The sequence below is a fragment of the Arachnia propionica genome (genome assembly GCF_900637725.1).
In the GTDB taxonomy this organism is placed as follows: Bacteria; Actinomycetota; Actinomycetes; order Propionibacteriales; family Propionibacteriaceae; genus Arachnia; species Arachnia propionica.
This window is the reverse complement of the sequence record NZ_LR134406.1, coordinates 1,790,886-1,815,208: the sequence shown is the minus strand read 5'-3', so window position 1 is coordinate 1,815,208 and position 24,323 is coordinate 1,790,886. Positions and strand designations below refer to the sequence as shown.

The window sequence follows — 24,323 nt, the reverse complement described above, 5'->3', positions numbered from 1 at the left end:
ATGTCCGCGTCTGCGGGAACCAGTAGACTGCTGCGCATGACCGCACTTCCCGATGCCCGAGGCCATTTCGGCCGGTTCGGCGGAACGTTCGTGCCGGAGGCGCTGCACGCCGCCCTGGCGGAGCTGGACACCGAGTTCCGGGCCGCCCAGGCCGATCCGGTCTTCCGGGCCGAACTCGCCGGCCTGCAACGCAACTATGCGGGACGACCGACCCCCGTGACGGTGGCCGAGAACTTCTCCAAGCACTGCGGGAACGCCACGATCTTCCTCAAACGCGAGGACCTGAACCACACCGGCGCACACAAGATCAACAATGTGCTCGGCCAGGCGTTGCTCACCAAGCGGATGGGAAAAACGCGCGTGATCGCGGAGACCGGGGCAGGGCAGCACGGCGTCGCCACCGCGACGGCGGCCGCTCTGCTCGGGCTGGAATGCCGCATCTACATGGGGCAGCTGGACACCGAACGTCAGGCCCTCAACGTGGCCCGGATGCAACTGCTGGGCGCCGAGGTCCACGCCGTCGCATCCGGTTCCCGCACCCTGAAGGACGCGATGAACGAGGCGATGCGGGACTGGGTGTCGAGCGTCGAGAACACCCACTACCTGCTCGGGACGGTCGGCGGGCCGCACCCCTTCCCCTACCTGGTCCGGGAGCTCCAGCGGGTGATCTCCACCGAGGCCCGCGCCCAGATGCTCGAGGAACACGGCGGCCTCCCCGACTGGGTGGTGGCGGCCGTCGGCGGTGGTTCCAACGCCATCGGCGCGTTCGCCGACTTCATCCCCGACGAATCCGTGCACCTGCTCGGCATCGAGGCCGCGGGTGAGGGCATCGAGACCGGGCGTCACGCGGCGAAGATCGGTGCAGGCCGCCCCGGGGTGCTGCACGGCGCCCGCACCTTCGTGCTCCAGACCGAGGACGGGCAGACCATGGAATCGCACTCGATCTCCGCTGGACTCGACTACCCGGGGGTCGGCCCCGAACACGCCTGGCTGGCCGAGACCGGTAGGGCCGGCTACGAACCCGTCACCGACGTCGAGGCGATGGACGCCTTCCAGCTGCTGACCCGGACCGAGGGAATCATTCCCGCGATCGAGTCCGCACACGCGGTCGCGGGTGCCAGGAGACTGGCCCTGAAACTGGCCGGGGAGCAACCCGGAGCACGCCCCCGCATCCTGGTGTGCCTGTCCGGGCGGGGCGACAAGGACGTCTCCACTGCCTTCGGCTGGTTCGGAATGTCCGGTGAACCCGATCGAGTCGTGGGAGAGATGGAATGAGCAACTTCACGGACCCCAACCGCCTGGGGATCTCCGGCAAGGTCCTGGCTGCCTGCCGCGCCCAGGGGAGGGCCGCCTTCGTCGGTTACCTGCCGGTTGGCTACCCGGATGTCGCGAAGAGTTGCGAGGCCTACCGCGTCCTGTGCGAGGGGGCCGACATGGTGGAGATCGGGATGCCCTACTCCGATCCCTTCCTCGACGGCCCCGTCATACAGCACGCCACCACCAGGGCCCTCGCCCGGGGGGTGCGCACCCGCGACGCCCTCACCGCCGCCGAGACCGTCGCCTCGTGCGGCAAGACCCCGGTGGTGATGACCTACTGGAACCTGATCGAACAGTACGGGCCCGATGCGTTCGCCCGCGACCTGGCCGCCGCCGGGGGAGCGGGCGTCATCACCCCCGACCTCACCCCGGACGAGGCCGACGAATGGATTGCCGCCACCGATGCCCACGGCCTCGACAGGATCTTCCTGATCGCCCCCTCCAGCACCCCGGAGCGCATCGCCATGACCATGGCGGCCTGCCGGGGCTGGGTGTACGCCACCAGCGTCATGGGGGTGACCGGCGTGCGCCGGGGCACCTCGCTGGCCGCCCCGGTGATCGCCGCCCGCGCCCGGGAGATAGACCCGGGGCTGCCGGTCGGCGTCGGCATGGGGGTTGGCAACGGTGACCAGGCCGCGGAGGTCGGCGCCTACGCGGACGCGGTCATAGTCGGCTCCGCCCTGGTGCGTTGCCTGGCGAGCGACGGGGCGGACATGCCGGGGGACCTGGAAAAGCTGGGCGCCCTGGCTGCGGAACTCCTGGAAGGTGTCAGGAGGAGCCGTTGACCGGACGGCCACCCTTGCGGGGGGTCGACGGGAACACGTGCGTGATGACCAGGGCCACGCAACCCCGGATCACGGAATGGTCGGGGTCGGTGCTGAGTATGATCCGCGGCGCCGGATCCCGTTTGGGGGAGTTCATCACCAAGGCGTCCTCCGTCCATCTCCTCAGCTGTTCCCCACCGCGGGCGACGTCGCCGTGCAGGATGTAGGTTCCGAGCCCCAGTATCTGTTCGATGTTCGCGAGTCCCAGCCCGATCATGTTCGCGTAGCGCTTGGCGAGATCCTCGCGGCGGTGATCCTGCTCCGAGCTGCACATCAGGCGATCGGAGGTCACCGTCTCCGGGTCCGGCAACCCCGCTTCTCCGGCGCGTTCCCTCAACCAACCCAGCGTGGCGACGGTTTCCCAACAACCCCGGCGCCCGCAGGCGCAAGGATCCCCGTTCATGTCCACCACCATGTGGCCCGCTTCGCCACCCGCTCCCCGGGTGCCCTGACGCACCTCGTGGTCCTGGAAGATCCCGATCCCGAGAACCTCACCGGTGAACACCGAACCGAAGGAGGCCAGGGTCCGCCCCGGCCCCATCCAGGCGTCCCCGTAGGCCTGAACCCTGGGATGGTGGGTTGCGAAGACGGGCACGCCGAGGTCCTCCCGGAGCAGGCTCGCCAAGGGGATGCGGCTGGTGCCGGGGCGGCGATAGTTGGCGATCAGCTCCCCGGTGGGCCAGTCGACGGTACCTGCGTAGGCGATGCAGACGCCGAGCAATTTTTCACTGCGCAGGACTGACGTGACCATCGCGAAAATGGTTTCCGGAAGCCTGTCCTCGTCGATGTGACTGGTGTCCATCCGCAGCGATGTGTGGATGCGGCCGTCGAGTCCGACGACGGCCGCCGTGCACTCGTCGGGGGACAGGTAGATGGCGCCGGCGCGCAGTTCGGTCCCGAACCACAGGGGGCGGGCCGGTTTGCCGCCCTTCTCACCCGAGGCGCGCGCATCCTGTTCCACCAGCATCCCGATCTTGATGAGGGGCTGGACTACCGCGCTCACGGTTGCCCGGCTGACTGCCAGACGAGTGGCGAGCTCGGCCCGCGTCAGGGGACCGGTTCTGTACAACAACTTCAGCACGCGTGAGCGGTTCGCCAGGCCGACGTCGGAGGAGTTCAGCAGCCAGTCCTCGGGCGCGGAGCCGTCTCGTCCGGTGGATTCCTCCGCGATCATGGACCCAGCCTATCCGCAGCCCCCAGAGTTTGTAGCACTTTCTAACAAACTGGCGTAGACTGCTTTCCGTGCTCCACGGTGGAGCGACACAACGATGTGGAGGAGACCATGGAGGTCGGTGTTCGGATCGGGGTTGTTGGCGGTGGGATCCGAGGCTCAATGTTCGGGTCCGTGATCAGGGAACATCCGCGAGGTTCGCTCGTGGGTTTCTGTGATCCGTCACCCGGGGCGAGGACTTCCCTGACGCAGCGGTTCGGGGTCCCGGTACACGAGGAAGTGGGTGCTCTGATCGCCGAGGGCCTGGACGCGTTGGTGGTGGCGACGCCGGACTTCGCCCACCTGGAGGCCGGGCTGGCCGGTCTGCGTGCCGGTCTTCACGTGCTCTTCGAGAAGCCCCTGGCCACCACGTTGCCGGATGCGCTGGCGCTCAGCGAGGCGGCCGAGGCCTCACCGGGGCAGGTGATGGTCGGCTTCGAGAACCGGTGGAACCCGAAGTTCCAGATGGTGCGCGAGATGCTGCGCGAGGCGGCAACCCCGCTGATCGCTCAGCGCGTCCTGCTCCAGGACACGGAGTTCGTTCCCCGCAGAATGCTGTCGTGGGCCGGGAAGTCGTCCCCGGCTTGGTTCCTGATGCCCCACACCCTCGATCTGGCCATGTGGATCAGCGGGGCGGAGCCCGTGGAGGTGTTCGCCCGTGGGGTGCGCAAGGTGCTGGTCCCCGACGGGATCGACACCTACGACCGGATAGCCGCAAGTTTCCTTCTCTCCGACGGCTCCATCCTCGACCTGGACTCCGGCTGGGTTCTGCCCGAGTCCCGTCCCTCCGTGTTCCAGTTCCGCTACGGCCTGGAGGCCAAGGGACTGGAATTCGACATCGAGATCGACCGCTCCGGGGTGACCTCCTTCGACGCATCCAGTGTGCGCTACCTGGGCGGTCCCGAAACCGATCTGCGTGGCCGGTTGCTAGGACCCCACATCGACATGATGCGGGACTTCATCGACCTCTGCGCCGGTGCGGAGATCGATCATCCGACGATTGCACAGGGGCTGCTGGTCACGCGTGCCATCCACGCCCTTCACGAGTCCCTTGAGACCCGAACCAACGTCGCGATCAGTTGAAAGGTGATGAAGAAATGACAACCTCCAACACAACCTCCCTCACCCGCCGTTCGCTCTTCGCGCTCGGTGGCCTGACGGCAGGCGCCCTGGCCCTCGGTGGATGCGTGAACCCCACCGGCGGAAACCAGACGGACAGCGCCCCGCTCGGTTCCGGGTCCGGAACCGCCTCCGGGGAGATCACGATCCTCGACGACAACACGAACTCCGTTTTCAAGGACGGGCTCATCAAGGTTTTCGAGGAACAGACGGGAATCAAGGTCAAGTCGTACGAGATGGCCAATTTCAACGATCTCCACGATCGTTTCGCCACCCTGTTCGCTGCCAAGGACACGTCCTTCGACGTGATCATGACCTGGGCGGGCTGGTCCGCCGAGTTCGGGCAGGCCGGGTGGCTCCAGGAGATCGACAAGGGAACCGTCCCCTCCGACCTGATCCAGCCCGCGCTGGACGCGGTCTCCTGGAACGGCAAGATCTACGGGCTCCCCAAATTCGCGAGCGTCCAGTCGATGTTCTGGAACAAGGACCACTTCAAGCAGGCGGGGCTTGACCCCGAGGCCGCTCCCGAGAACTGGGATTCCTTCGTGTCCGTGGCCAAGGCAGTCACCACCGACGGGCGCTACGGCTACACCTGCGACATGGGCAACCCCGCGGGTGCCTACCAGAACTTCCTCAGGGCGCTGCTGCTGGCGGGCGGGGAGCTCTACGACGCCCAGTGGAATCCGCAGCTCAACTCCGAGGCAGGCGTCGAGGGGCTCACCAAAATGGTCGAGCTCCTCCACCTCCACAAGGTCATGGATCCGGCTTCGCTACAGATCACCAACGCTTCTGATCTGGTCGAGGTGTTCGCCCAGGGCAACACCAGCATCGTCTTCAACTGGCCGTTCCAGTGGGCCGTTGCGAATGCTTCCGGGGCGAAGACCGCGGGCGTGGTCGGAAACGGCCTGATTCCCGGAATCGGTGTCCGCTCCGCATCCATCGACGGGTCGGAGGGATATGCGATCAACGTAAACTCCACGAACAAAGCGGCGGCCATGAAGTGGCTCGAGTTCGCATCCTCCAACGTCGCCCAGAAACAGATCGTCGAAAAGGAGGGGTGGTTCCCGGTTTCCAAGGCGACCTTGGCGGATCCCGCGACCGTCGAGGCACTGCCCGTGGTCAAAACCTACGAGGAGAGCACCAAGTACGTCACGAAACGCTACGGTACGCCGTGGTCCAGTGAACTCGACCAGCTGCTGTCCGTGCAGGTCTCCAAGGCCATGAACCAGGAGATCGAGCCCAAGGCTGCCCTGGACTCGGCCCAGGAACAGCTCAAACCGGTCATCGCGAAGTACATCGGCTGACAGGGGGAGAGATGAACAGGGTTCCGGTGTCCACCGCCGAGCGACAGGACAGGCGGTTTGCGATCATCGCGTCAGCCCCTGCCGTCATCACCATCGGTGCCCTGTTCGTCTACCCGATGCTGTATGCGGTGGTGCTCTCGTTCTACCGGGTCAACGACAAAACCCCGGCATCCAACGGAATCGTCGGGGTGGGGAACTATCTTTCCCTGCTCTCCGATTCCGGATTCCAGTCCTCGCTGCTCAGAACCTCCATCTTCTGTGTGTTCACGGTATTCGGGGGAGTGGGACTGGCGATCGGGATCGCGAGCCTGCTGAACAGAAGATTCAGGGGACGAACCGTCGCGCGGGTCCTGCTGCTGGTTCCCTGGGCCGTCCCGCCGGTGGTGAACGGAATCATGTGGAAGGTCGTGTTCGACGGCTCATACGGGGTGATCAACTACGTTTTGATGGGGCTTGGAATAACCGAGGACCGGATCCAGTGGCTCGCAACCCCGAACCTGGCGATGGGGGTGCTGATTCTCGCCGAGATCTGGAAGCTCACCCCCTTCCTGGCGTTGATGGCCCTGGCCTCGATGCAGGCGATACCGGCGAACATGTACCGCGCCGCGACAATCGACGGCGCGAGCAGCTGGCAACAGTTCTGGCGCATACTGCTGCCCAACATGAGAGGAACCATAATGTTCCTGCTCATAGTCCAGTCGATGTGGTCCATCAAGGTTTTCGATTCCATTTACGTGCTGACCGGTGGTTCCGGGGGGCCGGCGGAGGCGACCACCACGGTGAACTTCCTGGCCTACCTGACCACCTTCAGCTACCTGGACAGGGGATATGGGGCGGCGATGTCGCTAGCGATCATGGTTGTCGTCACCCTCGTGGCGATGTTCTGGGTCCTGGTCCTCGGCCGCAAGGGTAAGGAGTGAGCGAATGGAAGGAATAAAACGCAGCTGGTGGGGAACGCTGATCCACCGGGTGCTCGTGGTGTTGCTCTGCATCTACCTGGTGCTGCCCTTCGTATGGATGGTCGTGTACAGCATCTACCCGTCCCAGAACCTTCGTGCCATCCCCATGGACCTGAATCCTGCTGCCATCACTTTCGACAGCTACCGGAGCCTGCTGACGGATCAGGCTTTCCTGACCTCCATGCTGAACTCGCTCATCGTAGGGGCGGCAACCACCGCGTTGTGCATGCTCCTGGGTTCCCTGTGTGCCTACGTGCTGGCCCGTTTCCGTTTCCGGGGTTCCCAGGGGTTGTTGCTGGCCATGATGACGGTGCAGGCAGTTCCCGCGATAGTGCTTGCGGTGCCGCTGTTCGTGTTGCTTCGTGGAATGGGATTGTTCGACACCAGGATCGGTTTGATCCTGACCTACACGGCATTCATCCTTCCCCTGGTGATATGGATGATGGTCAGTTTCTTCAACTCCATTCCCGTCAACCTGGAGAAGGCCGCGCGCGTGGACGGATGCAGCCGAATCGGGATCTTCCGCAGGGTGGTGCTGCCGCTGTCCGGGCCGGGATTCACCGCGACCGCGATCTTCGCGTTCATCACGGCGTGGAGTGATTTCTTCCTCGCCAAGGTGCTGACCGGCACGAAAACGCCGATGCTGCCGGTCACCACGGCCTCGTTCCAAGGGCTCTTCGCCATGGACTACACGCGGGCCGCCACGGCCGGGGTCATCACGGCCCTCCCCGTCCTGCTTCTCGCGCTGCTGGCCCAGAAATGGATTGTGCAGGGGATAACCGAGGGGGCTGTGAAAGGATGAGAAGATGGCGCAGATAAAGTTGACCGACGTTGGCAAACGCTACGCCAACAAGGGGGACGACTTTGCCGTCCGGGGTGTTTCATACACGGTGGAGGACAAGGAGTTCGTCTCCCTGCTGGGGCCCTCCGGGTGCGGAAAATCCACGACCCTGAACATGATCGCGGGCCTGGAGAGCGTCTCGGAAGGAACCATCGAGATAGACGGGGTTTCCGTCGAGACACTGGAACCCCACAAACGCGATCTGGCGTTCGTTTTCCAAGACTACGCACTCTACCCGCATCTCTCGGTTTACGAGAACATCGCCTTCGGGATGCGGATGCGCCGGATGCCCAAGGCCGAGATCGCGACCCGGGTCAGGGAGGCGGCTGAGCAGCTGGGCCTGGTCGAGCAGCTCCGCAAGCGCCCCAGGGCGTTGTCGGGAGGGCAACGGCAGCGGGTCGCCCTGGCCCGCGCCATAGCCCGTCGTCCCGGGGTGCTCCTTTACGACGAGCCCCTGTCGAATCTCGACGCGCTCCTGCGGGACAGAACCCGCGCCGAACTCAAACTCCTGCACAATGAGATAGGGGCGACGAGCATCTACGTCACCCACGATCAGGAAGAGGCGATGTCGCTTTCGCACAAGATCGCGGTGATGAGTCGCGGGAGGCTCGAGCAGTACGGTTCCCCGGAGGAGATCTACAGCCGTCCCGCCACGGAGTTCGTCGCCGGGTTTGTCGGGAAACCCCGGATGAACCTGTTCACGGCGGAGCCTTTGGAAAGGGGCCTGGTGGCCGTTCCCGGAACCGGTTTGAAGGTTGATCTGGAATTGATGGAGTTCCGGGAGAAAATCCGGATCGGACTGCGGCCATCGGAGTGCCACGTGGTGTCGGCCTCCGAGGAGGCGGCCGCTGGGAGGGTGGCCGTGATAGAACCCCTGGGGGCCTACAGCGACGTGATAGTGGACATCGGAGGCGGGGAGCTGTTCGTCGCCCGCGAATCGGGTTTTCCCGAGGTCAGGGTGGGTGACCACGTCACCATCGACCTGCGGGACGCAGTCCGCCACGTCTTCGACATCGAAACCGGTCTCAGGTGCGGTTGAGGTCCGAGGAATCCGGGCCACCGGGTCCCGCGGTGGGGAACTGATCCATCAGCGCCTCACCCGGGCAGGACGGACGAAGGTCGGCGGTTCCGGGCGGACCGCAGCAGGTCTTCGGTAAACCCTTCGTGTTGTAAGCTGATCCGCGGCCGACGGGACAAAGGAGTTCACCTGTGGTGCGGCGTTGTTTTTTCGCAGTCCTGATCTGTGCGGCGCTTGTCGCCGCTGCCTGCGGGCGGGCAGCGCAACAGATCGAATCCGATCCCGCCCTCGACGCACAGGGCATCCTGAGCAGGGCGTTGAACCAGGGGAAATCGGAGCAGCTCATCTCCGACCACGATCAAACCGTGAAGATGAACACCGTGCTCAACACGTCGATGGACGGCGCGACCGTGATGTTGAACATGAGACTGGACTCCAAACGGTCCGGTGAACAGCGAATGAGCGAGGTCGGGGCCGAGATCAAGGTTTCGGCCGAAGCTGGGAGGAACAACTCCGCCAAATTTTACGTGCTCTTCCAGCAGGAGGAGAATGAATATCACGCCTACGCCCGGTTGGAGAAGGGGGCCACCAGCAGCAAACGGGGCCAGGAGGTGCTCTCCGAGGAGGGGATGCAGGATGTCCTGGGGCAGGTGCAGGAGTCCTCCATGGCGTCGGTGGAGATGTACGCGGAGAACCCGGAGAAAATAGCCGCCAAGGAGGACAACGGAACCTATGTCGTGCAGCTGGTTCCGTCGCACGAAGCGTTGATGAAGATCCTGAACCGGAGCGGATCCGGCGGCAAAATCGATGATTTGTCGAACAGCTATTGCCTGCTCACCCTGACCGTCGACAAGAGCACCTACCGGATGAAGAACTTCACCATGGAACTCAACGCCGACGTGACCGTTCAGGGCAAGAAGGCGAAGATGGACTTGAATGTGGACATGACCTCCGACGAGACCCAAGAGGTCACCCTCAGTATTCCCCCAGACCTGCAGGATGCCCCCGAGACCAGCCTGAAGACCTTCTTCTCCTCCTGAGACGATCTCGGGGCATGTACAGAAGCGATCCATGCTGACCCACCGCTTGTTTGCTGGCCTCGTTGAAGTTTGCTGGCTTCCCAGCGCAGGCGAACGTGACCGAGACCAGCGAAACAGCGGTGGGGGACAAGCAGGTTTATTCACGGCCCTTCCCAAGTGTGTGCTGAATAGGGGTTTTCCTGGCTGGCGCGCCGTCTGTGAATAAGCCTTAAGGCCTGTGATTCTGCGGCACTGAATTCCCTGGGCATGTCAGTTTTCTTGCCGGCGCAGCTGTGTCCCCGCTCCTCGGCGAAGCGGCGTCAACGCAGGCACGAGGAGTATGAGATAAAGAGCACCCCATGAAGCGATCAACCCCCACAGCATCACTGACACGGGCCACACAACCACCGAGCCGCCAGTGTTGAGCGTTGCCCTCGACGCAAGGGCGCAGACGAGCCCTCCGGCCACGATGGGAACAGCAGCCGCGATGGAGGCGGCCAAAGACATAGCGAAACTCTCGGCCGCGATCAGGGCGCTGATGTGTCGTCCTCGCATGCCTGCCGCTTGAAGAAGAGCGATTTCGCGTTCCCGGCCGCGTGCCGACAGGGCAACCACGGCGGCACTGGTGGCCAGCATCGATATGGCGACGACGGCAACTATCATCCACACGTCGGTCAGGTCCGCCCGAGTTCCCGGCTGAAGCGCATCGGTGAACGCGATGACGGAGTTCACGGCGCACAGCAGCAGCCCGATACCTCCCAGGCCAACAGCCAGCGGAGCAACCGTTGTGGCGCTGGTGCCAACGCGGGACGCGGCAGAACGGGTGCCCAGGGCAGGAACTACAAGGCCCATGCGTGAGAAAAGGCCGTTGAGCACCCAGAAGATGAAGCTCATGAGCTGTGGACACAGGAGATGGACGGCCATGAGGGCGCTGCCGCCCGCGGTGACGGCCAGATTGAACATCGGGCCAGGACCGGTCACCCCTAGCGGGCCAGCGAATCCGGCGGAGGCGACGAGACCTGATGCGACGATGAGGAAAAACGCACCACACAAAATCCGGAGGCCGGAGGCTGGTTCTCGGCCAAGGCCATCGGGGTGCCTCAGAACCGCACCGGGACGTACACGGGAAGCATGAAACGCTGGTGAAAGTCCACCCACCAAAGTGGTGAGGACACTTGCGACGATGGCGACGACGGGAGCCCACGCAGTGAGTGCGTATTCCGGCAGGCGGGCTGTCGGCGAGATCATCGCGTTGAATGCCGGAACGACCCAGAAACTCAACAACGCCGACACGAGTGCTCCAAGGAGCGCGCCACACAGACTGACAATGACCAGGAGAAGAATCGTCGACCCGAAAACCGCGGCTGGAGCTGCCCCGAGCAGCAACAACAGGGCGTAGGTTCGGTGAGTGGCGTGGATACTGGCCCGTCCCACCACAGTCAGGGAAATCCACGAGATGAGAGCAACCACGGCGTAGATCGTGACCGAGAGGATCTGGAACTCCGTAACCGAGACACCCGAGGCACCTGCCGCAGCGCGGAACCGTGAGTCACTGGTCCACGCGAACTGGTGAACACACAGCCCAATCATGGTCGCCATCACCGCTACCACAGCGATGGCTGGCACCCACTGCTTCCAATCATCAGCGAACATTCTGATCACGTATCGCTGCATGATTTCACGCTTTCGGATCGGTCATGAACTGCAGCAGCTCTTGGCTGGTACAGCGGCCAAGATGTCTCACGGTTCGGCCGTCGTGCATGATCACGATCCTGTCCGCCATGGCAGCCGCGTCGAGATCGTGGGTGACCATGATGATCATCTGTCCCTCATCGGCCATTCTCCGGAGGGTTCCGAGAACGGTCTGCGTGCTCTGCGAATCCAAAGCACCTGTTGGCTCGTCCGCGAACACGATGCCGGGGTGGCGTGCGAGCGCCCGGCAGAGTGCTGTTCGCTGCTGTTCACCACCGGAGAGCAAGCGGGCTGGTGTGCGGCTGCAACGGCCCAGGCCGAACGACTCGATGAGGTCCCGTACCAGGTCATGGGGTGCCGGTTCGTGGTCGAGCAGGAACGGAAGAGCAATGTTCTCCTCAACGGTGAGGAAGGGCACCAGATTGTACTGCTGGAAGACGAAGCCGACCTCGGAGCGGAGCATCTTCGCGCGCTTGGCAGCGGACTGCTGATAGACGTCGCGACCGTTGATCGTCACCGTGCCGGAAGTCGGTTCGTCCAAGCCACTCAGACACATCAGCAGCGAAGATTTCCCGGAACCGGAGTGTCCCACGACCGCGGTCAGACCACCTCCCTGCAACTCCAGATCGCATCCATGCAGAATGCTGGTCTCGGTCCGTCCGGTCGTGACGACACGATGGAGGCCTTGAGCGCTGAGCGCAATCATTGCAAGAAAATTTCCTTCCACGATTTAGTACATATGGCCGGAATCGAGCAGTCGCGGTTTCGAAAGGGGTCCGGTCGCGCTCGGGACCGTGATCATTCGCTGCTGGCGGGGGGCTCGTTGAAGAACACGTCGGGATCGTCGATGGCAGCGTGCCTTTTTCGCGGCCGGCCTCGGCTTCTCCTCGGACCAAGAAGTTCCACTGATCGGTGGGCGGTCCGTGAACAAGAAGGTTGATTCACAGACCGTGTGCCGACCGGCGAGATTCTCGGTCAGGGCGAAGCCGGGGATCGCTGTGAGCGAACTTCGAGTTTTTTGAGTTCTCGAGCCCCCGCGGGCGGGGATCAACTGGAGAGCAGGGTCAGGACGGCCTTCACCCGGCGGTGAACGCCCGGGTCCGGGTGGAGACCGAGCTTGGAGAAGATTCGCTGGGTGTGCTTCTCGATCGCCCCTTCCGTCACCACCAGGCGTTTCGCTATGCCGGCATTGGTGTGACCTTCGGCCATCAGTCCCAGGACTTCTCTTTCCCTGGGGCTCAGCTGGGCGACGGGATCCGCCTTGCGGCCACGCCCCAGAACCTGCGCCACCACCTCGGGATCGAGAACCAGCCCGCCCCCCGCGACGCGGTCCGCAGCTTCCAGGAAGGTGTCGATGTCGGCGACCCTGTCCTTGAGGAGATAGCCGAGGTGTGTGCCGCCGTCGGCGAGCAGCTCCTGCACGTAGGCGGCCACGACGTATTGGCTCAGCAACAGGATCGGGGCCTCACCCCAACGACTGCGGATCTCGACGGCGGCCCGCAGGCCCTCGTCGGTGTTCGACGGCGGCATGCGGATGTCGGTGATGATCAGCTCGGGACGCAGCTCCAGTGCGCGGGGCACCAGTTCCGTTCCGCTCCCGACGGCGGCGATCACTTCGTGACCGCCGTCGCCCAGGATCAACGCCAGGCCCTCCCGCAGCAGGACCGAGTCGTCGGCTATCAGGACCCGCAAGGGATCACCGCCTCGATCATGGTCGGCCCCCCGGCGGGGGAGGTGACGGTCAGCCTGCCGTCGACTCCCTGGAGACGTTCCTCCAGACCTGCCAGGCCGTGGCCCTTGGCCGTTGAGGCGCCGCCCACGCCGTCGTCGGTGATGGTGGCGTACAGCCAACCGTCCTGGACCGCGGTGATCAGGTCGATCGTGGTGGCCCCGGAGTGCTTGTTGGCGTTGACCAGGGACTCCGAGATCACGAAATAGGCTGCCTGCTCGACGTGATCGGGCAATTTCCCGGGGATGCTGGAGTAGACGGTCACCGGAATGGCGGAGCGCGCGGCGGTCTCGTCGATGGCGGCCTCGAGCCCACGGTCGACCAGCACCGGCGGTGCGATGCCGCGGGACAACTGCCTCAACTCGGCGAGGGTTTCCTGGGTCTGGCTCATGGCCTCCCCCAGCATCTCGCGGGCCCGTTCCGGGTCCTGATCCATCTGCCTGCGTGCCCTGGCCAGATCCATGTTGAGTCGCACGAGTCGCTGCTGCGGGCCGTCGTGGATGTCGCGTTCCAGTTTCCGCAGGGCCCCGGTCTCGGCGCGTTGCACCGCGGCCCGGGAATCGCGGAGCTGGGTGATCTGGGCATTGTTGCGGGCCCTCAGGTTCAGCAGGGCATCACCCACCGAGCCGCGCAACCAGGCCAGTCCGCGGAACACCGGTGGCGCCAGCTTGATGGCGAGCAATCCAACCACTATGTAGATGAGTGCATCGAGGATCCTCACGAGGGTCGGGTTCAACATGGGAGTGAAACCCGTGCCCCACCAGTAGAGGTAGGTGAGACCGCCGCCCTGCGATTGGAAGATCTCGTTGAGCAGGGCGGAAATGGGGCCTGTCACCGGCCCCGTGCACAGAGCCACCCAGGTTACGGCGAGCGCCCAGGTGAAGGTGCAAGTGATGAAACCCACGAAAACCCACAGGACATCGAGCCATGATTGGGGGTCGGCGATGACGTTGAACATCGCCTTGAACCAGGAATCCCCTTCCTGGCGCTGTCGATAGTGCAGTGCCGCCGTTTCGCGTCCGAAGAGTCTCGCCTGGGCATGCCGTTCCATGGTGGCGAACCCGCGAGCCATCAGTAGGGCGAAGGTCAGGATGGGGATGCCAATCCAGATGATGGCCGTACTGATCCCGAGAGCCGTGAAGGTCACGACCATCACGAAGGCGATCAGCATGACGGGCCAGCCGAGCAGGAGGTAGGCGATGCTCCCCGCGAGAGGGGGTTTGGAGGTGCGGGTTGTGTTCATGGTTTCACTCTTCACCCCGGCGGGTTTCCGTCCCATCCCGCTGGCCCGAGACCCAGGGTGGGGCTGGCCCGACATTTTCAGAGCAACTCCTTGAACTTCTTGAAAAAAGATTTGTGACTCGGGCCGTATACCTTGACGTCCCCGAAGATGCAGAAACCGGTCAGCACCAGCTCCGGGCCGCTCTCGTCCGGTTCCAGACCGGCCACCTTAACGTCCCCGAAGATGTTGGCGGTCTCGTTGCGGACCCTGACCCCGGCGGGCACCCGCAGGACCACGTCGCCCATGGCCACCATGACGTTCAACTGGGAGGACGCGGAGTCGAACACGGCCTTGGTCAGGTCCAGTTTCACGTCGCCGAAGACCGTGTTCACGTGGGTGTTGGCGCGCACCCGCCAGCCCTCGCCCCGTTTCGCGTTCCCGAAGATCGCGACGATGTTCTCACTTCCCGGTCCCGCCCCCGCAGGATCGACCAGCGCGCGCGACCGGTCGTCCCGGGGGCTCTCCACCAGGTACGAGGCGGGCTTGGGATCGGTGGGCACCAGGTCGGTGGTGATCTCCCGCAGGTCCCCGAAGGTTTTCGCCTCCCAGGTCTTGTTGAGGCGTTCGTCGTGTTCCTCGCGCGTCAGGCGACCGTCGGAGTAGGCATCGGTCAACAGCTGTTCAATGGCAGTACGATCCGCGTCCGAGCAGCGTAGATGGTCCGGTTGGGGCATGGGAATCAGCTTACGCGGTTCCCGCCCACCCTTACGGTCCCGATCCGCGTCCGGGGGTAGGGTTGGTGCCCGTTCGGGTCGGATGGAAGGAGCAGTCGTGGGGGATACGTTCGTGCACCTGCACTGTCACACGGAGTTCTCGATGCTCGACGGCGCCGCGCGCGTCCACGATCTGTTCAAAGGCGCGGAACGCATGGGCATGCCGGCACTGGCGATCACGGATCACGGGAACCTCTACGGGGCCTACGAGTTCTACAAGGCATCCAAGAACTACGACGTCAAACCCATCATCGGCCTGGAGGCCTACCTCACCCCCCGCACCCACCGCACCGAACGCAAGCGCGTGCAGTTCGGCGACGGCACCGGCGACGACGTCTCATCGAAGGGTGCCTACACCCACATGACGATGTGGGCCTCCGACAAGCAGGCCATGCACAACCTGTTCAAACTCAGCTCCCGGAGCTCCCTGGAGGGGTTCTTCTACAAGCCCCGCGCCGACCGGGAGCTCCTGAACGAATACGGCAAGGGGCTGATCGCCACCACGGGCTGCCCCTCGGGCGAGGTCCAGACCTTCCTCCGGCTCGGCCAGTACGACAACGCCCGGGCCGCGGCGGCGGAGTTCCGTGACATCTTCGGGGAGGGCAATTTCTACGTAGAGCTGATGGACCACGGCCTGTCGATCGAGAACAAGGTGAGACGCGACCTGCTTCGCATCGCCAAGGACCTGAACCTGCCCCTGGTGGCCACCAACGATCTTCACTACGTGCACGCCGAGGACGCCGACGCCCACGACACCCTGCTGTGCGTCTCGGCGGGCTCCCGCAAGGCCCAGACAGACCGGTTCAGGTTCGACGGTTCCGGCTACTACCTCAAGAGCCCCGAGGAGATGCGGGCCCTTTTCAAGGACATTCCCGAGGCCTGCGACAACACTCTCGCCATCGCGGAACGCATCGAAACCGTCTTCGACGAGGGCATCGGCACCTACATGCCCCGATTCGACTGCCCCGACGGCGAAACCGAGGACTCCTGGTTCCACAAGGAGGTGGAGAAAGGCCTCCACCAGCGCTACCCCGACGGCATTCCCGACGAGGTCATCGAACGCGCCGAGTTCGAATCCGGAATCATCTCCAAGATGGGATTCACAGGCTACTTCCTGGTGGTCGCGGACTTCATCAACTGGGCCAAGAACAACGGCATCCGCGTGGGTCCCGGGCGCGGGTCGGGTGCCGGATCCATGTGCGCCTACGCCATGCGCATCACCGACCTCGATCCCCTCAAACACGGCCTGCTGTTCGAGAGGTTCCTCAACCCCGAACGCATCTCCATGCCGGATTTCGACATCGACTTCGACGATCGCCGCCGCGGCGAGGTGATCCAGTACGTCACCCACAAGTACGGCTCCGACAAGGTGGCCCAAATCATCACCTACGGCTCCATCAAGGCGAAGGCCGCCGTCAAGGACGCATCCCGGGTGCTGGACATGCCGTTCGCCGTCGGGGAGCGGATCACCAAAGCCATGCCCGCCGATGTCATGGGCAAGGGGGTTCCGCTGCCGGAGCTGTTCAACCCGGAACACAAACGCTACGCCGAGGGCCAGGAGTTCCGCGATCTCTACGACTCGGACCCGGACGTCAAGACCGTGGTCGAGGCGGCCAAGGGAATCGAAGGCCTGAAACGCCAGTGGGGTGTGCACGCCGCCGGGGTGATCATGTCGAACGCCCCCCTGCAGGACGTCATCCCGGTGATGAAACGGGAATCCGACGGCGCCATCATCACCCAGTTCGACTACCCGGGATGCGAATCCCTCGGGTTGATCAAGATGGACTTCCTGGGGTTGCGGAACCTCACGGTGATCGCCGACGCGGTGAACAACATCAAACTCAACCGCGACATCGACATCGTGCTGGAGGATCTTCCGCTGACCGATCCCGCCACCTACGACCTGCTGCAGCGCGGCGACACCCTGGGGGTCTTCCAGCTCGACGGTGGCCCGATGCGGCAGCTTCTGCGCTCCATGCAGCCCGACTGCTTCGAGGACATCTCCGCCGTCGGCGCGCTCTACCGTCCCGGACCCATGGGGGCCGACTCGCACAACAAGTACGCGCGCCGCAAAACCGGGCGCGAGAAGGTGGAACCGATCCACCCGGAGCTCGCCGAAGCCCTCGAACCGATCCTGGGGGAGACCTACGGCCTGATCGTCTACCAGGAGCAGGTGATGGCGATCGCCCAACAGCTCGCCGGGTACACGCTGGGTGCCGCCGACATGCTCCGCCGCGCCATGGGCAAGAAGAAGAAAGCGGAACTGGACGCCCACTACGAGCGTTTCAGCAAGGGCATGCAGGAACGGGGATTCAGTCAGGAACCCATCGACGTGCTCTGGAACATCCTGCTGCCGTTCTCGGACTACGCCTTCAACAAGGCCCACTCGGCCGCCTACGGGGTGGTTTCCTACTGGACCGCCTACCTGAAGGCGAACTATCCGACCGAGTACATGGCGGCGTTGCTGCAGTCGGTCCGCGACGACAAGGACAAGTCCGCCGGTTATCTGGCGGAGTGCCGGCGCATGGGGATCCACGTCCTGCCCCCTGACGTCAACTCCTCCGAGATCGCCTTCACCCCCGTCGGCACGGACATCCGTTTCGGGCTGGGGGCCGTCCGCAACGTCGGCGACAAGGTGGTCTCCGCGTGGACCGCGGAACGGGCCCGGGTGGGCAAGGCCAAGGACTTCCACGACTTCCTCGACAAGGCGCCCTTGTTGATGTGCAACAAGCGGGTGATCGAATCGCTGATCAAGGCCGGCGGGTTCGACGAACTGGGGCACACCCGGAGGTCGTTGATGACCGTCTACGAGGACGCCGTCGACTCGGTCATCGAACTCAAGAAGAACGAGGAGCACGGCCAGTTCGACCTCTTCGGGGAGTTCGGTGACGAAGGCGAGGAGGGCGGTCTCGACAGGCAGCCCGTCCCCGACCTGGACGAATGGGACAAACGCACGAAACTGGCCTTCGAACGGGAGATGCTTGGGCTGTACGTCTCCGACCACCCGCTCAACGGCCTGGAACACGTGCTGCTCCAGCACGGCAAACACTCCGTCTCGAGCCTCGCCGCGGAGGGCGGGTTCCGGGGCGAGACCACCGTGTGCGGGCTCATCACGTCGGTGACGAGGCGGGTCAACAAGAAGGGGGCCTTCTACGCGGTCCTCATGTTGGAGGACCTGGAGGCCAGCATCGAGGTCACGGTCTTCCCGAAGGTCTACGACGTGGTCGCCCAGCACCTGGCCCCAGACACCATCGTCTCGGTCAAGGGCGTGGTCGAGGATTCGGAGGACCGGGCGCGGATGCGGGCCCAAGACGTTCACGCCCCGCAGGTGAGTGCCGACGGTGGCCTGGGTCCGGTAGTGCTGACCCTGCCGACGGTGCGCTGCACTCCCGGGGTGGTGGGCAATCTCAAACAGGTGCTGTCGGAGCATCCCGGATCGGCGGAGGTGCATCTCCAGCTCCGCAACGGCGACCGGCTCACCACCTTCCGGCTCGGCAACGGCTTCCACGTCACCCCGAGCTCGCCGCTGTTCGCGGACCTGAAAGCGCTCCTGGGACCGAGCGCGGTGTCCTTCGGCAGGGGAGCGGCGCATGGCTGAGACTCCCTCCCGTGCCGTACCCCGCCTGCTGTGGCGGATACTCCAGTTCCTCGGTGTGCTGCTGGGCCTGGGGGCGTTGTGCGCCTTCGTCTGGGCGAGATTTGCCCACCGGCCCGGCTATCTCGTGTCCCAGGAACTCGGGGCGAGCCTGTCGGAACGGGGCCTCGCGGGCGTCTTCTCGGCGGATGCGCTGTTCGCTCTGCTCGCCGCCCTGAGTGGGCTCGCGATCGGTTTGATCTCCTGGTGGTGGTTCAGGGACCGTGGCTGGTGGGTGTGCGTGGCCGCCGCCGGTGGCGCGCTGGTGGTGTGCCTGCTCATCTGGGCGGGTGGGCTGTGGATCCTGCCCCCGAGTTTCGATTCCCGTCTCGCCGCCGCGTCCGCCGGAGACATCGTGCCCATCGACCTCACCCTGCGCTCGATGTCAGCCCTGCTAGTGGGACCGTTCTGCGCGATCACCCCCGTCATGCTGCTCGCCGCCTTCTGGCCCGAACCGCCGTCCTCCGTTCCAGCACCGCCGTCGGAACCCCGGAGGATCGCGGCGGTAGACTGACCGACCGTGCTTAGAACGGTTGACCTGACCAGCCTCGAGGGCGACTACCGCTCCCACGTTCCCAGGGCGGCGCTGGACGTCGCGGGAGCCATGGAAGCGGTGCGGGGGGTGTGCGACGCGGTCCGTGACCGGGGAACCGAGGCGCTCGCAGAGTACTCGCAACGCTTCGACGGCGTGGTTCCCGGGACCTTCCGGGTGCCGGAGCGGGTGCTGGCCGGGGCCGCCGGGCAGCTCGACCCGGAACTCCGGGAGGCCTTCGAGGAGTCCATCAGGCGTCGCCGCCTGGTCGCAGAAACCCTGGAACGCGATTCCGATCCCGCCCCCACGATCCTGGCCGAGGGTGCCCGGGTGGGGTTGCGCAACATCCCCGTCGAACGGGTCGGCCTCTACGTTCCGGGCGGGCTCGCCCCACTGGCCTCCAGTGTGATCATGAACGTCGTTCCCGCCCAGGTGGCGGGGGTCCGGGAAATCGCCGTGGCGTCCCCGCCGCAGGCCGGTTTCGGCGGTTGGCCGCACCCGAACATCCTTGCGCTGTGCCACATGCTCGGGGTCGAGGAGGTCTACGCCGTCGGCGGGGCCCAGGCAATCGCGATGTTCGCCCACGGGGTGACTGGTCTCTGCGCACCCGTCGCCATGGTCACCGGTCCCGGGAACATCTACGTGGTGGCTGCGAAACGGTTGCTGCGGGGAATCGTGGGCATCGACTCCGAGGCCGGACCCACCGAGATCGCCATCATCGCGGACTCCTCCGCGAATCCCGCCTACGTGGCCGCCGACCTGATCTCCCAGGCCGAGCACGACCCGATGGCCGCGTCCGTCCTGATCACGGACTCCCCGGAACTCGCCGACCTGGTGGCGGCCGAGCTGGAACCCCGGGCGGCGGCCACGAAACACCGGGAACGGATCCGCACCGCCCTGACGGGTCAGCAGTCGGCCGTGTTGCTGGTGCGTGACCTCGACCAGGCGGTGGAGGTGGCTGACACCTACGCCGCCGAGCACCTGGAGATCCAGACCCGCGACGCCGGGAAGGTGGCCTCCCGGATCCGGAACGCCGGCGCCATCTTCGTCGGCGATCACTCACCGGTCAGCCTCGGCGACTACTCGGCCGGCTCCACCCACGTCCTACCGACCGCGGGCTGCGCGTGCCACGGATCGGGTCTGAACGTGCGCTCTTTCATGCGCACCGTGCATGTCATCGACTACTCGGCGCAGGCCCTGAGCGAAATCGCCGATGGGATCGAACGGTTCGCGCTGGCCGAGGACCTGCCCGGGCACGCCGCGGCCATCACGGTCAGGACGAGACGATGAGCGGGCTCTCCGGCCTGCCGCTCCGGGACGATCTGGTGGGGGAGGAACCCTACGGCGCACCGCAGATCGACGTGCCCGTGGTCCTCAACGTCAACGAGAACCCCTATCCGCCATCCGGTGAATTGAGGCGGGCCATGGGGGAGGCCATCCAGGAGGCCGCCGCGACTATGAACCGCTACCCGGACCGGGAGGCGGTGGCGCTCCGCGAGGACCTGGCCTCCTACCTGGGCAACGGCCTGACCGCCCGCAACATCTGGGTGGGAAACGGATCCAACGAGATCATGGGGCAGCTGCTGACCGCTTTCGGCGGGCCGGGCCGCAGGATGCTGACCTTCACCCCCACCTACTCCATGTACCCCGAGTACGCGCGCAACACCTGCACCGCCTACGTGACCGAACCCCGCAACCCGGACTTCACCGTGGATGCCGGCTTGGTGCTCTCCGCCGTGGAACATCACACCCCGACCGTGGTCGTCATCACCACCCCGAACAATCCGACCGGCACCTGCACCGCCCCGGAGGTGATCGATGAGATCTGTTCCGCCACGGACGCGATCGTCGTGGTCGACGAGGCCTATCAGGAGTTCTCCCGCCATCCCGGGGCGTTGCCGCTGCTGGCCAGGCACCCCAGGCTCGTGATCACCCGCACCATGTCGAAGGCCTTCGCCATGGCTGGTGGGCGCGTCGGATACCTGGCTGCCGCCCCGGAGATCGTGGATGCCTGCCGGATCGTTCGGCTGCCCTACCACATGAGCCTCCAGACCCAGGTTCTGGCCCGGGTGGCCCTCGCGCACCGGGACGAACTGCTGGCCCGGGTGGAGGAACTGGCCGAGGAGTGCCGGGCCTTCCAGGGCTGGCTGCAGGGCCACGGCTACGAGGTGGTGCCCTCGGAGGCGAACTTCGTGCTGTTCGGGCGCTTCAAGGACCGCCACTCCGTGTGGCAGGGGCTGCTGGATCGCGGGGTGCTGATCCGCGAGACCGGACCCGAGGGGTTCCTGCGAGCCTCCGCGGGCACCCCCCGGGAAATGGCGGCCCTGAAACGGGCACTCGCCGAGATCAATTCGGAAGGACGTCATCCATGAGCCGCACCGCAACCAGGTCCCGGATCACCAGCGAATCCGAGATCACCGTCACCCTCGACCTGGACGGAACCGGCCTGAGCCGGATCTCGACCGGGGTCGGTTTCTACGACCACATGCTCACCGCGCTGTCCAGGCACTCCCTGATCGACCTCGACATCCAGGCCAGCGGGGACGTGCACATCGACGGGCACCACGTCGTCGAGGACACCGCGATCGTGCTCGGCCAGGCGCTGGGCGAGGCCCTTGGGGACAAACACGGCATCCGGCGCTACGCGGACGCCACCGTGCCCCTAGACGAGGCCCTGGCGCACTGCGTGGTCGACGTGGCGGGACGCCCCTACGTGGTGTGCTCGGGCGAGCCCGAGGGACAGGCCTACGCCCGCATTGGCGGATCGGGTGTCACCTACGCGGGTTCCATGACCTACCACGTTTTCGAGTCCCTTGGTTTGAACGCGGGCCTGTGCATCCACCTTCGGCTTCTCGCGGGCCGCGATCCGCACCACATCGTCGAAGCCGAGTACAAGGCCCTGGCCCGTGCGTTGCGCGACGCCGTCGCCCTCGACCCGCGTGTTGTGGGTGTGCCCTCCACGAAGGGGGCGCTCTGAACCGCCGGGTGGGGTTGTTCGACTACGGCTCGGGCAACCTGCACTCCGCAGCACGGGCGTTGGCGGCGGCCGGGGGCAGGGTCGTGCTGACCGGGGACATCCGGGAACTGAAGGGATGCGATGCGCTGGTGGTGCCCGGCGTCGGGGCCTACGCTGCCTGCATGGCGGGGCTGCGGGCTGCCGGGGGAGTGGAACTCCTGGCGGATTGGCTGCCCACCGGGAAACCACTGCTGGGCATCTGCGTGGGGCATCAGATCCTCTTCGAGGAGGGCACCGAACACGGCATCTGCACCGCGGGTCTCGGTCTCTGGCCGGGAACCGTGCGGCCACTGGCGGCCCGCCGGCTCCCGCACATGGGCTGGAACCGCGTCGATGTTCCCCCGGGCAGTCGCCTGTTCGCAGGCGTCGAGAACGAGCGGTTCTACTTCGTCCACAGCTACGCGGCGACCCGGATGCCGGGAACCGACGGCACCCTGGTGACCACCGCCACCCACGAGGTTCCCTTCGTGGCCGCCGTGGAGCGCGGGAACGTCTGCTCCACCCAGTTCCATCCCGAGAAATCCGGGGAGGCCGGCGCCCGGCTGCTGCGCAACTGGCTGGATCCCCGGAACCCTCAGGACGCCAGCTGATCCACCAGTTGAGGCAACCCGATGGCCGCGGTGGTGCACCAGTGCAGGTCGCAGTCCAGGCTGGTGGGATCCGGGTTGACCTCCACCACGAACGACCCGGCACGCGCCGCCAGCCCGGGCAGGGCCGCTGCCGGGTAGACGATCGAGGAGGTCCCCACCACCAGGGTCAGGTCGGCTTGCTGGGCGGCCTCCACGGACGCGTCGATGTCGGTTCCATCCAGGGGCTCGCCGAAGAACACGATGCTCGGTCTGAGGTCGCTCCCGCAGGAATCGCACGGGGAGGGCGTAACGCGCAGGACCGGTTCCCTGGAGGCCATTGACAGGTCCGGCTGGCCGGGAAGACCGCAATCAATGCAGTGGAAACGGTCGAGCCTGCCGTGCAGGTGAGCGAGCACCACCGACCCCGCCCGCTCGTGGAGGTCGTCGATGTTCTGGGTGACGATGTCCAAGCGCTGCAGCGAAAGCCCTTCGCCGATCAAACCCGCCCAGCGGGCCAGTGCCTCGTGCCCCGCGTTCGGGGAGGTGGAGTTCACGATCCCGATGCGCCACAGGTACCAGGCCCACACCAGCTCGGGATCGGCACGCCAGCCCTCCTCGGTGGCCATCGCCTCGGGGGAGTAACGGGCCCACAACCCGGCCGACTCGTCACGGAAGGTGGGAACCCCCGACTCCGCCGACATGCCCGCACCGGTTAACACCAGGACCCTGCGGGCGGAGCGTGCCCGTTCCAGCAACTCGGGGGGAAGCGGTTCCAGTTTCTGGTGGTTCATGTCCCCACTCTTGCACAGACCCCACGACGCATGGACCTCATGGGCGGAAATGGGGACTGCCGAAAAGAACAGGGGTGCAGGACCGGCCCGCGGCCGGCGCCCGGTTAACCACCCCACCCCGGGGCGGGAATATCCTGAGCCGGTGAAGACCCTGGTGACCGGATTCGAACCCTTCGGCGGCTCCGATCGCAATCCATCCGCGGAGCTGACCGCCAGGCTCGGGGCCGAGACGGCGACCGCGGTGCTGCCGGTGGAGTTCGGGGCGCTGCGGCAACTGGTTCCGGAACTGTTGGCGGAGCATAACCCCACCCACGTGGTGTGCCTGGGGCTGTCGGGCCGTGCAACGGGACTGACCTTGGAACGGGTGGCCGTCAACCTGATCGACGCCCGCATCCCGGACAACGCCGGGGAGCGTCCCGTGGACCTGCCCGTGGTTCCCGGCGGCCCCGCCGCCCGGTTCGTCACCCTGCCCGTGAAGGCCATGTTGCGTGCCGTACAGGCCAGCGGGGTACCTGGGGAACTGTCCCTCAGCGCCGGAAGCTACGCCTGCAACGCACTGCTCTACCTGATGCTGCACGAGGCCGCCGCCCTGCCTCAGGAGCCCAGGCCGCGATGCGGTTTCATCCACGTCCCCCCGGAGGATGTCCTCGACCTCGACTCCCAGGAACGGGGCCTCAGGGCGGCCCTGGGACATCTCGACGTTCCCGAGATTCACTTCGCGGACGGGGAGCTCGGCTAGGGCCTTCTACGCTTT

22 protein-coding genes are annotated in these 24,323 nt (G+C 65.4%); 15 read left to right on the top strand and 7 right to left on the bottom strand.

The features are described 5' to 3' along the window. Positions 1 to 36 precede the first annotated feature (36 nt). On the top strand, positions 37 to 1,275 hold the full coding sequence (gene trpB, locus EL272_RS08060) for a tryptophan synthase subunit beta (protein ID WP_041696445.1): 1,239 nt from the start codon (positions 37 to 39) through the stop codon (positions 1,273 to 1,275). Further along, positions 1,272 to 2,102: a tryptophan synthase subunit alpha gene (gene trpA / locus EL272_RS08055; RefSeq protein ID WP_014846699.1), complete on the top strand. Its 831-nt coding sequence runs from the start codon at positions 1,272 to 1,274 to the stop codon at positions 2,100 to 2,102. Before trpB ends, trpA begins: the two co-directional genes overlap by 4 nt. On the opposite strand, the gene EL272_RS08050 is transcribed toward trpA, so the two are convergent. Then, positions 2,086 to 3,315 carry an ROK family transcriptional regulator gene (locus EL272_RS08050; protein WP_061786944.1) on the bottom strand — a complete coding sequence of 410 codons (1,230 nt, stop codon included), beginning with the start codon at positions 3,313 to 3,315 and terminating at the stop codon, positions 2,086 to 2,088. The two genes, trpA and EL272_RS08050, sit on opposite strands and share 17 nt — an antisense overlap. Before the next feature lie 108 nt (positions 3,316 to 3,423). Here EL272_RS08050 and EL272_RS08045 point away from each other — a divergent pair, with 108 nt between their 5' ends. From EL272_RS08045 to EL272_RS08020, 6 genes are all read left to right on the top strand, one after another. Continuing rightward, positions 3,424 to 4,434, top strand: a complete 1,011-nt coding sequence (locus EL272_RS08045; protein WP_073969965.1) for a Gfo/Idh/MocA family protein — start codon at positions 3,424 to 3,426, stop codon at positions 4,432 to 4,434. Positions 4,435 to 4,448: 14 nt separating this feature from the next. Continuing rightward, positions 4,449 to 5,774, top strand: coding sequence for a sugar ABC transporter substrate-binding protein (locus tag EL272_RS08040; protein ID WP_014846696.1), 1,326 nt, complete (start codon positions 4,449 to 4,451; stop codon positions 5,772 to 5,774). 11 nt (positions 5,775 to 5,785) lie between these two features. Continuing rightward, positions 5,786 to 6,694: a carbohydrate ABC transporter permease gene (locus EL272_RS08035; protein ID WP_051014989.1), complete on the top strand. Its 909-nt coding sequence runs from the start codon at positions 5,786 to 5,788 to the stop codon at positions 6,692 to 6,694. Between the two features lie 4 nt (positions 6,695 to 6,698). Continuing rightward, entirely contained in the window at positions 6,699 to 7,535 is an 837-nt protein-coding gene (locus EL272_RS08030) for a carbohydrate ABC transporter permease (RefSeq protein ID WP_014846694.1), read from the top strand. 4 nt (positions 7,536 to 7,539) lie between these two features. Beyond that, positions 7,540 to 8,613, top strand: coding sequence for an ABC transporter ATP-binding protein (locus tag EL272_RS08025; protein WP_061786946.1), 1,074 nt, complete (start codon positions 7,540 to 7,542; stop codon positions 8,611 to 8,613). 173 nt (positions 8,614 to 8,786) lie between these two features. Beyond that, entirely contained in the window at positions 8,787 to 9,632 is an 846-nt protein-coding gene (locus EL272_RS08020; RefSeq protein ID WP_126409383.1) for a DUF6612 family protein, read from the top strand. A gap of 249 nt (positions 9,633 to 9,881) precedes the next feature. Here EL272_RS08020 and EL272_RS08015 read toward each other — a convergent pair whose 3' ends face one another. The 5 genes from EL272_RS08015 to EL272_RS07995 all read right to left on the bottom strand — a co-directional run bounded on the left by EL272_RS08015 (position 9,882) and on the right by EL272_RS07995 (position 14,988). Next, positions 9,882 to 11,285 (bottom strand): FtsX-like permease family protein, encoded by a 1,404-nt coding sequence (locus EL272_RS08015; RefSeq protein WP_061786948.1) that lies wholly within the window; start codon positions 11,283 to 11,285, stop codon positions 9,882 to 9,884. Between the two features lie 4 nt (positions 11,286 to 11,289). Further along, positions 11,290 to 12,009 (bottom strand): ABC transporter ATP-binding protein, encoded by a 720-nt coding sequence (locus EL272_RS08010; protein WP_061786949.1) that lies wholly within the window; start codon positions 12,007 to 12,009, stop codon positions 11,290 to 11,292. Positions 12,010 to 12,350: 341 nt separating this feature from the next. Continuing rightward, positions 12,351 to 12,995, bottom strand: coding sequence for a response regulator transcription factor (locus tag EL272_RS08005; protein WP_014846689.1), 645 nt, complete (start codon positions 12,993 to 12,995; stop codon positions 12,351 to 12,353). Further along, a complete protein-coding gene (locus EL272_RS08000) occupies positions 12,983 to 14,275 on the bottom strand; it encodes a sensor histidine kinase (protein ID WP_051015136.1) in 1,293 nt (430 codons plus the stop codon). Before EL272_RS08000 ends, EL272_RS08005 begins: the two co-directional genes overlap by 13 nt. Before the next feature lie 77 nt (positions 14,276 to 14,352). Further along, positions 14,353 to 14,988 (bottom strand): DUF1707 SHOCT-like domain-containing protein, encoded by a 636-nt coding sequence (locus tag EL272_RS07995; RefSeq protein ID WP_014846687.1) that lies wholly within the window; start codon positions 14,986 to 14,988, stop codon positions 14,353 to 14,355. A gap of 82 nt (positions 14,989 to 15,070) precedes the next feature. On the opposite strand from EL272_RS07995, the gene dnaE reads away from it, so the two are divergent. From dnaE to hisH, 6 genes are read left to right on the top strand one after another with little or no spacing between them, the layout of a single operon-like run. Beyond that, positions 15,071 to 18,625: a DNA polymerase III subunit alpha gene (gene dnaE / locus EL272_RS07990; RefSeq protein WP_041696443.1), complete on the top strand. Its 3,555-nt coding sequence runs from the start codon at positions 15,071 to 15,073 to the stop codon at positions 18,623 to 18,625. Further along, entirely contained in the window at positions 18,618 to 19,175 is a 558-nt protein-coding gene (locus EL272_RS07985; RefSeq protein ID WP_051014987.1) for a hypothetical protein, read from the top strand. The genes dnaE and EL272_RS07985 overlap by 8 nt, the downstream gene beginning before the upstream one ends. 6 nt (positions 19,176 to 19,181) lie before the next feature. After that, positions 19,182 to 20,483 carry a histidinol dehydrogenase gene (gene hisD, locus EL272_RS07980; RefSeq protein ID WP_014846685.1) on the top strand — a complete coding sequence of 434 codons (1,302 nt, stop codon included), beginning with the start codon at positions 19,182 to 19,184 and terminating at the stop codon, positions 20,481 to 20,483. Then, complete coding sequence (locus EL272_RS07975) at positions 20,480 to 21,565, top strand: histidinol-phosphate transaminase (RefSeq protein ID WP_014846684.1); 1,086 nt, start codon at positions 20,480 to 20,482, stop codon at positions 21,563 to 21,565. Before hisD ends, EL272_RS07975 begins: the two co-directional genes overlap by 4 nt. Further along, positions 21,562 to 22,170: an imidazoleglycerol-phosphate dehydratase HisB gene (gene hisB / locus EL272_RS07970; RefSeq protein ID WP_014846683.1), complete on the top strand. Its 609-nt coding sequence runs from the start codon at positions 21,562 to 21,564 to the stop codon at positions 22,168 to 22,170. Before EL272_RS07975 ends, hisB begins: the two co-directional genes overlap by 4 nt. A gap of 8 nt (positions 22,171 to 22,178) precedes the next feature. After that, positions 22,179 to 22,799 (top strand): imidazole glycerol phosphate synthase subunit HisH, encoded by a 621-nt coding sequence (gene hisH, locus EL272_RS07965; RefSeq protein WP_014846682.1) that lies wholly within the window; start codon positions 22,179 to 22,181, stop codon positions 22,797 to 22,799. Here the strand turns inward: hisH and EL272_RS07960 are convergent. Then, complete coding sequence (locus EL272_RS07960) at positions 22,784 to 23,569, bottom strand: SIR2 family NAD-dependent protein deacylase (protein WP_014846681.1); 786 nt, start codon at positions 23,567 to 23,569, stop codon at positions 22,784 to 22,786. The two genes, hisH and EL272_RS07960, sit on opposite strands and share 16 nt — an antisense overlap. 142 nt (positions 23,570 to 23,711) lie before the next feature. Here EL272_RS07960 and EL272_RS07955 point away from each other — a divergent pair, with 142 nt between their 5' ends. Further along, positions 23,712 to 24,308, top strand: coding sequence for a pyroglutamyl-peptidase I (locus tag EL272_RS07955; RefSeq protein ID WP_014846680.1), 597 nt, complete (start codon positions 23,712 to 23,714; stop codon positions 24,306 to 24,308). The last annotated feature ends 15 nt before the right edge of the window (positions 24,309 to 24,323 follow it).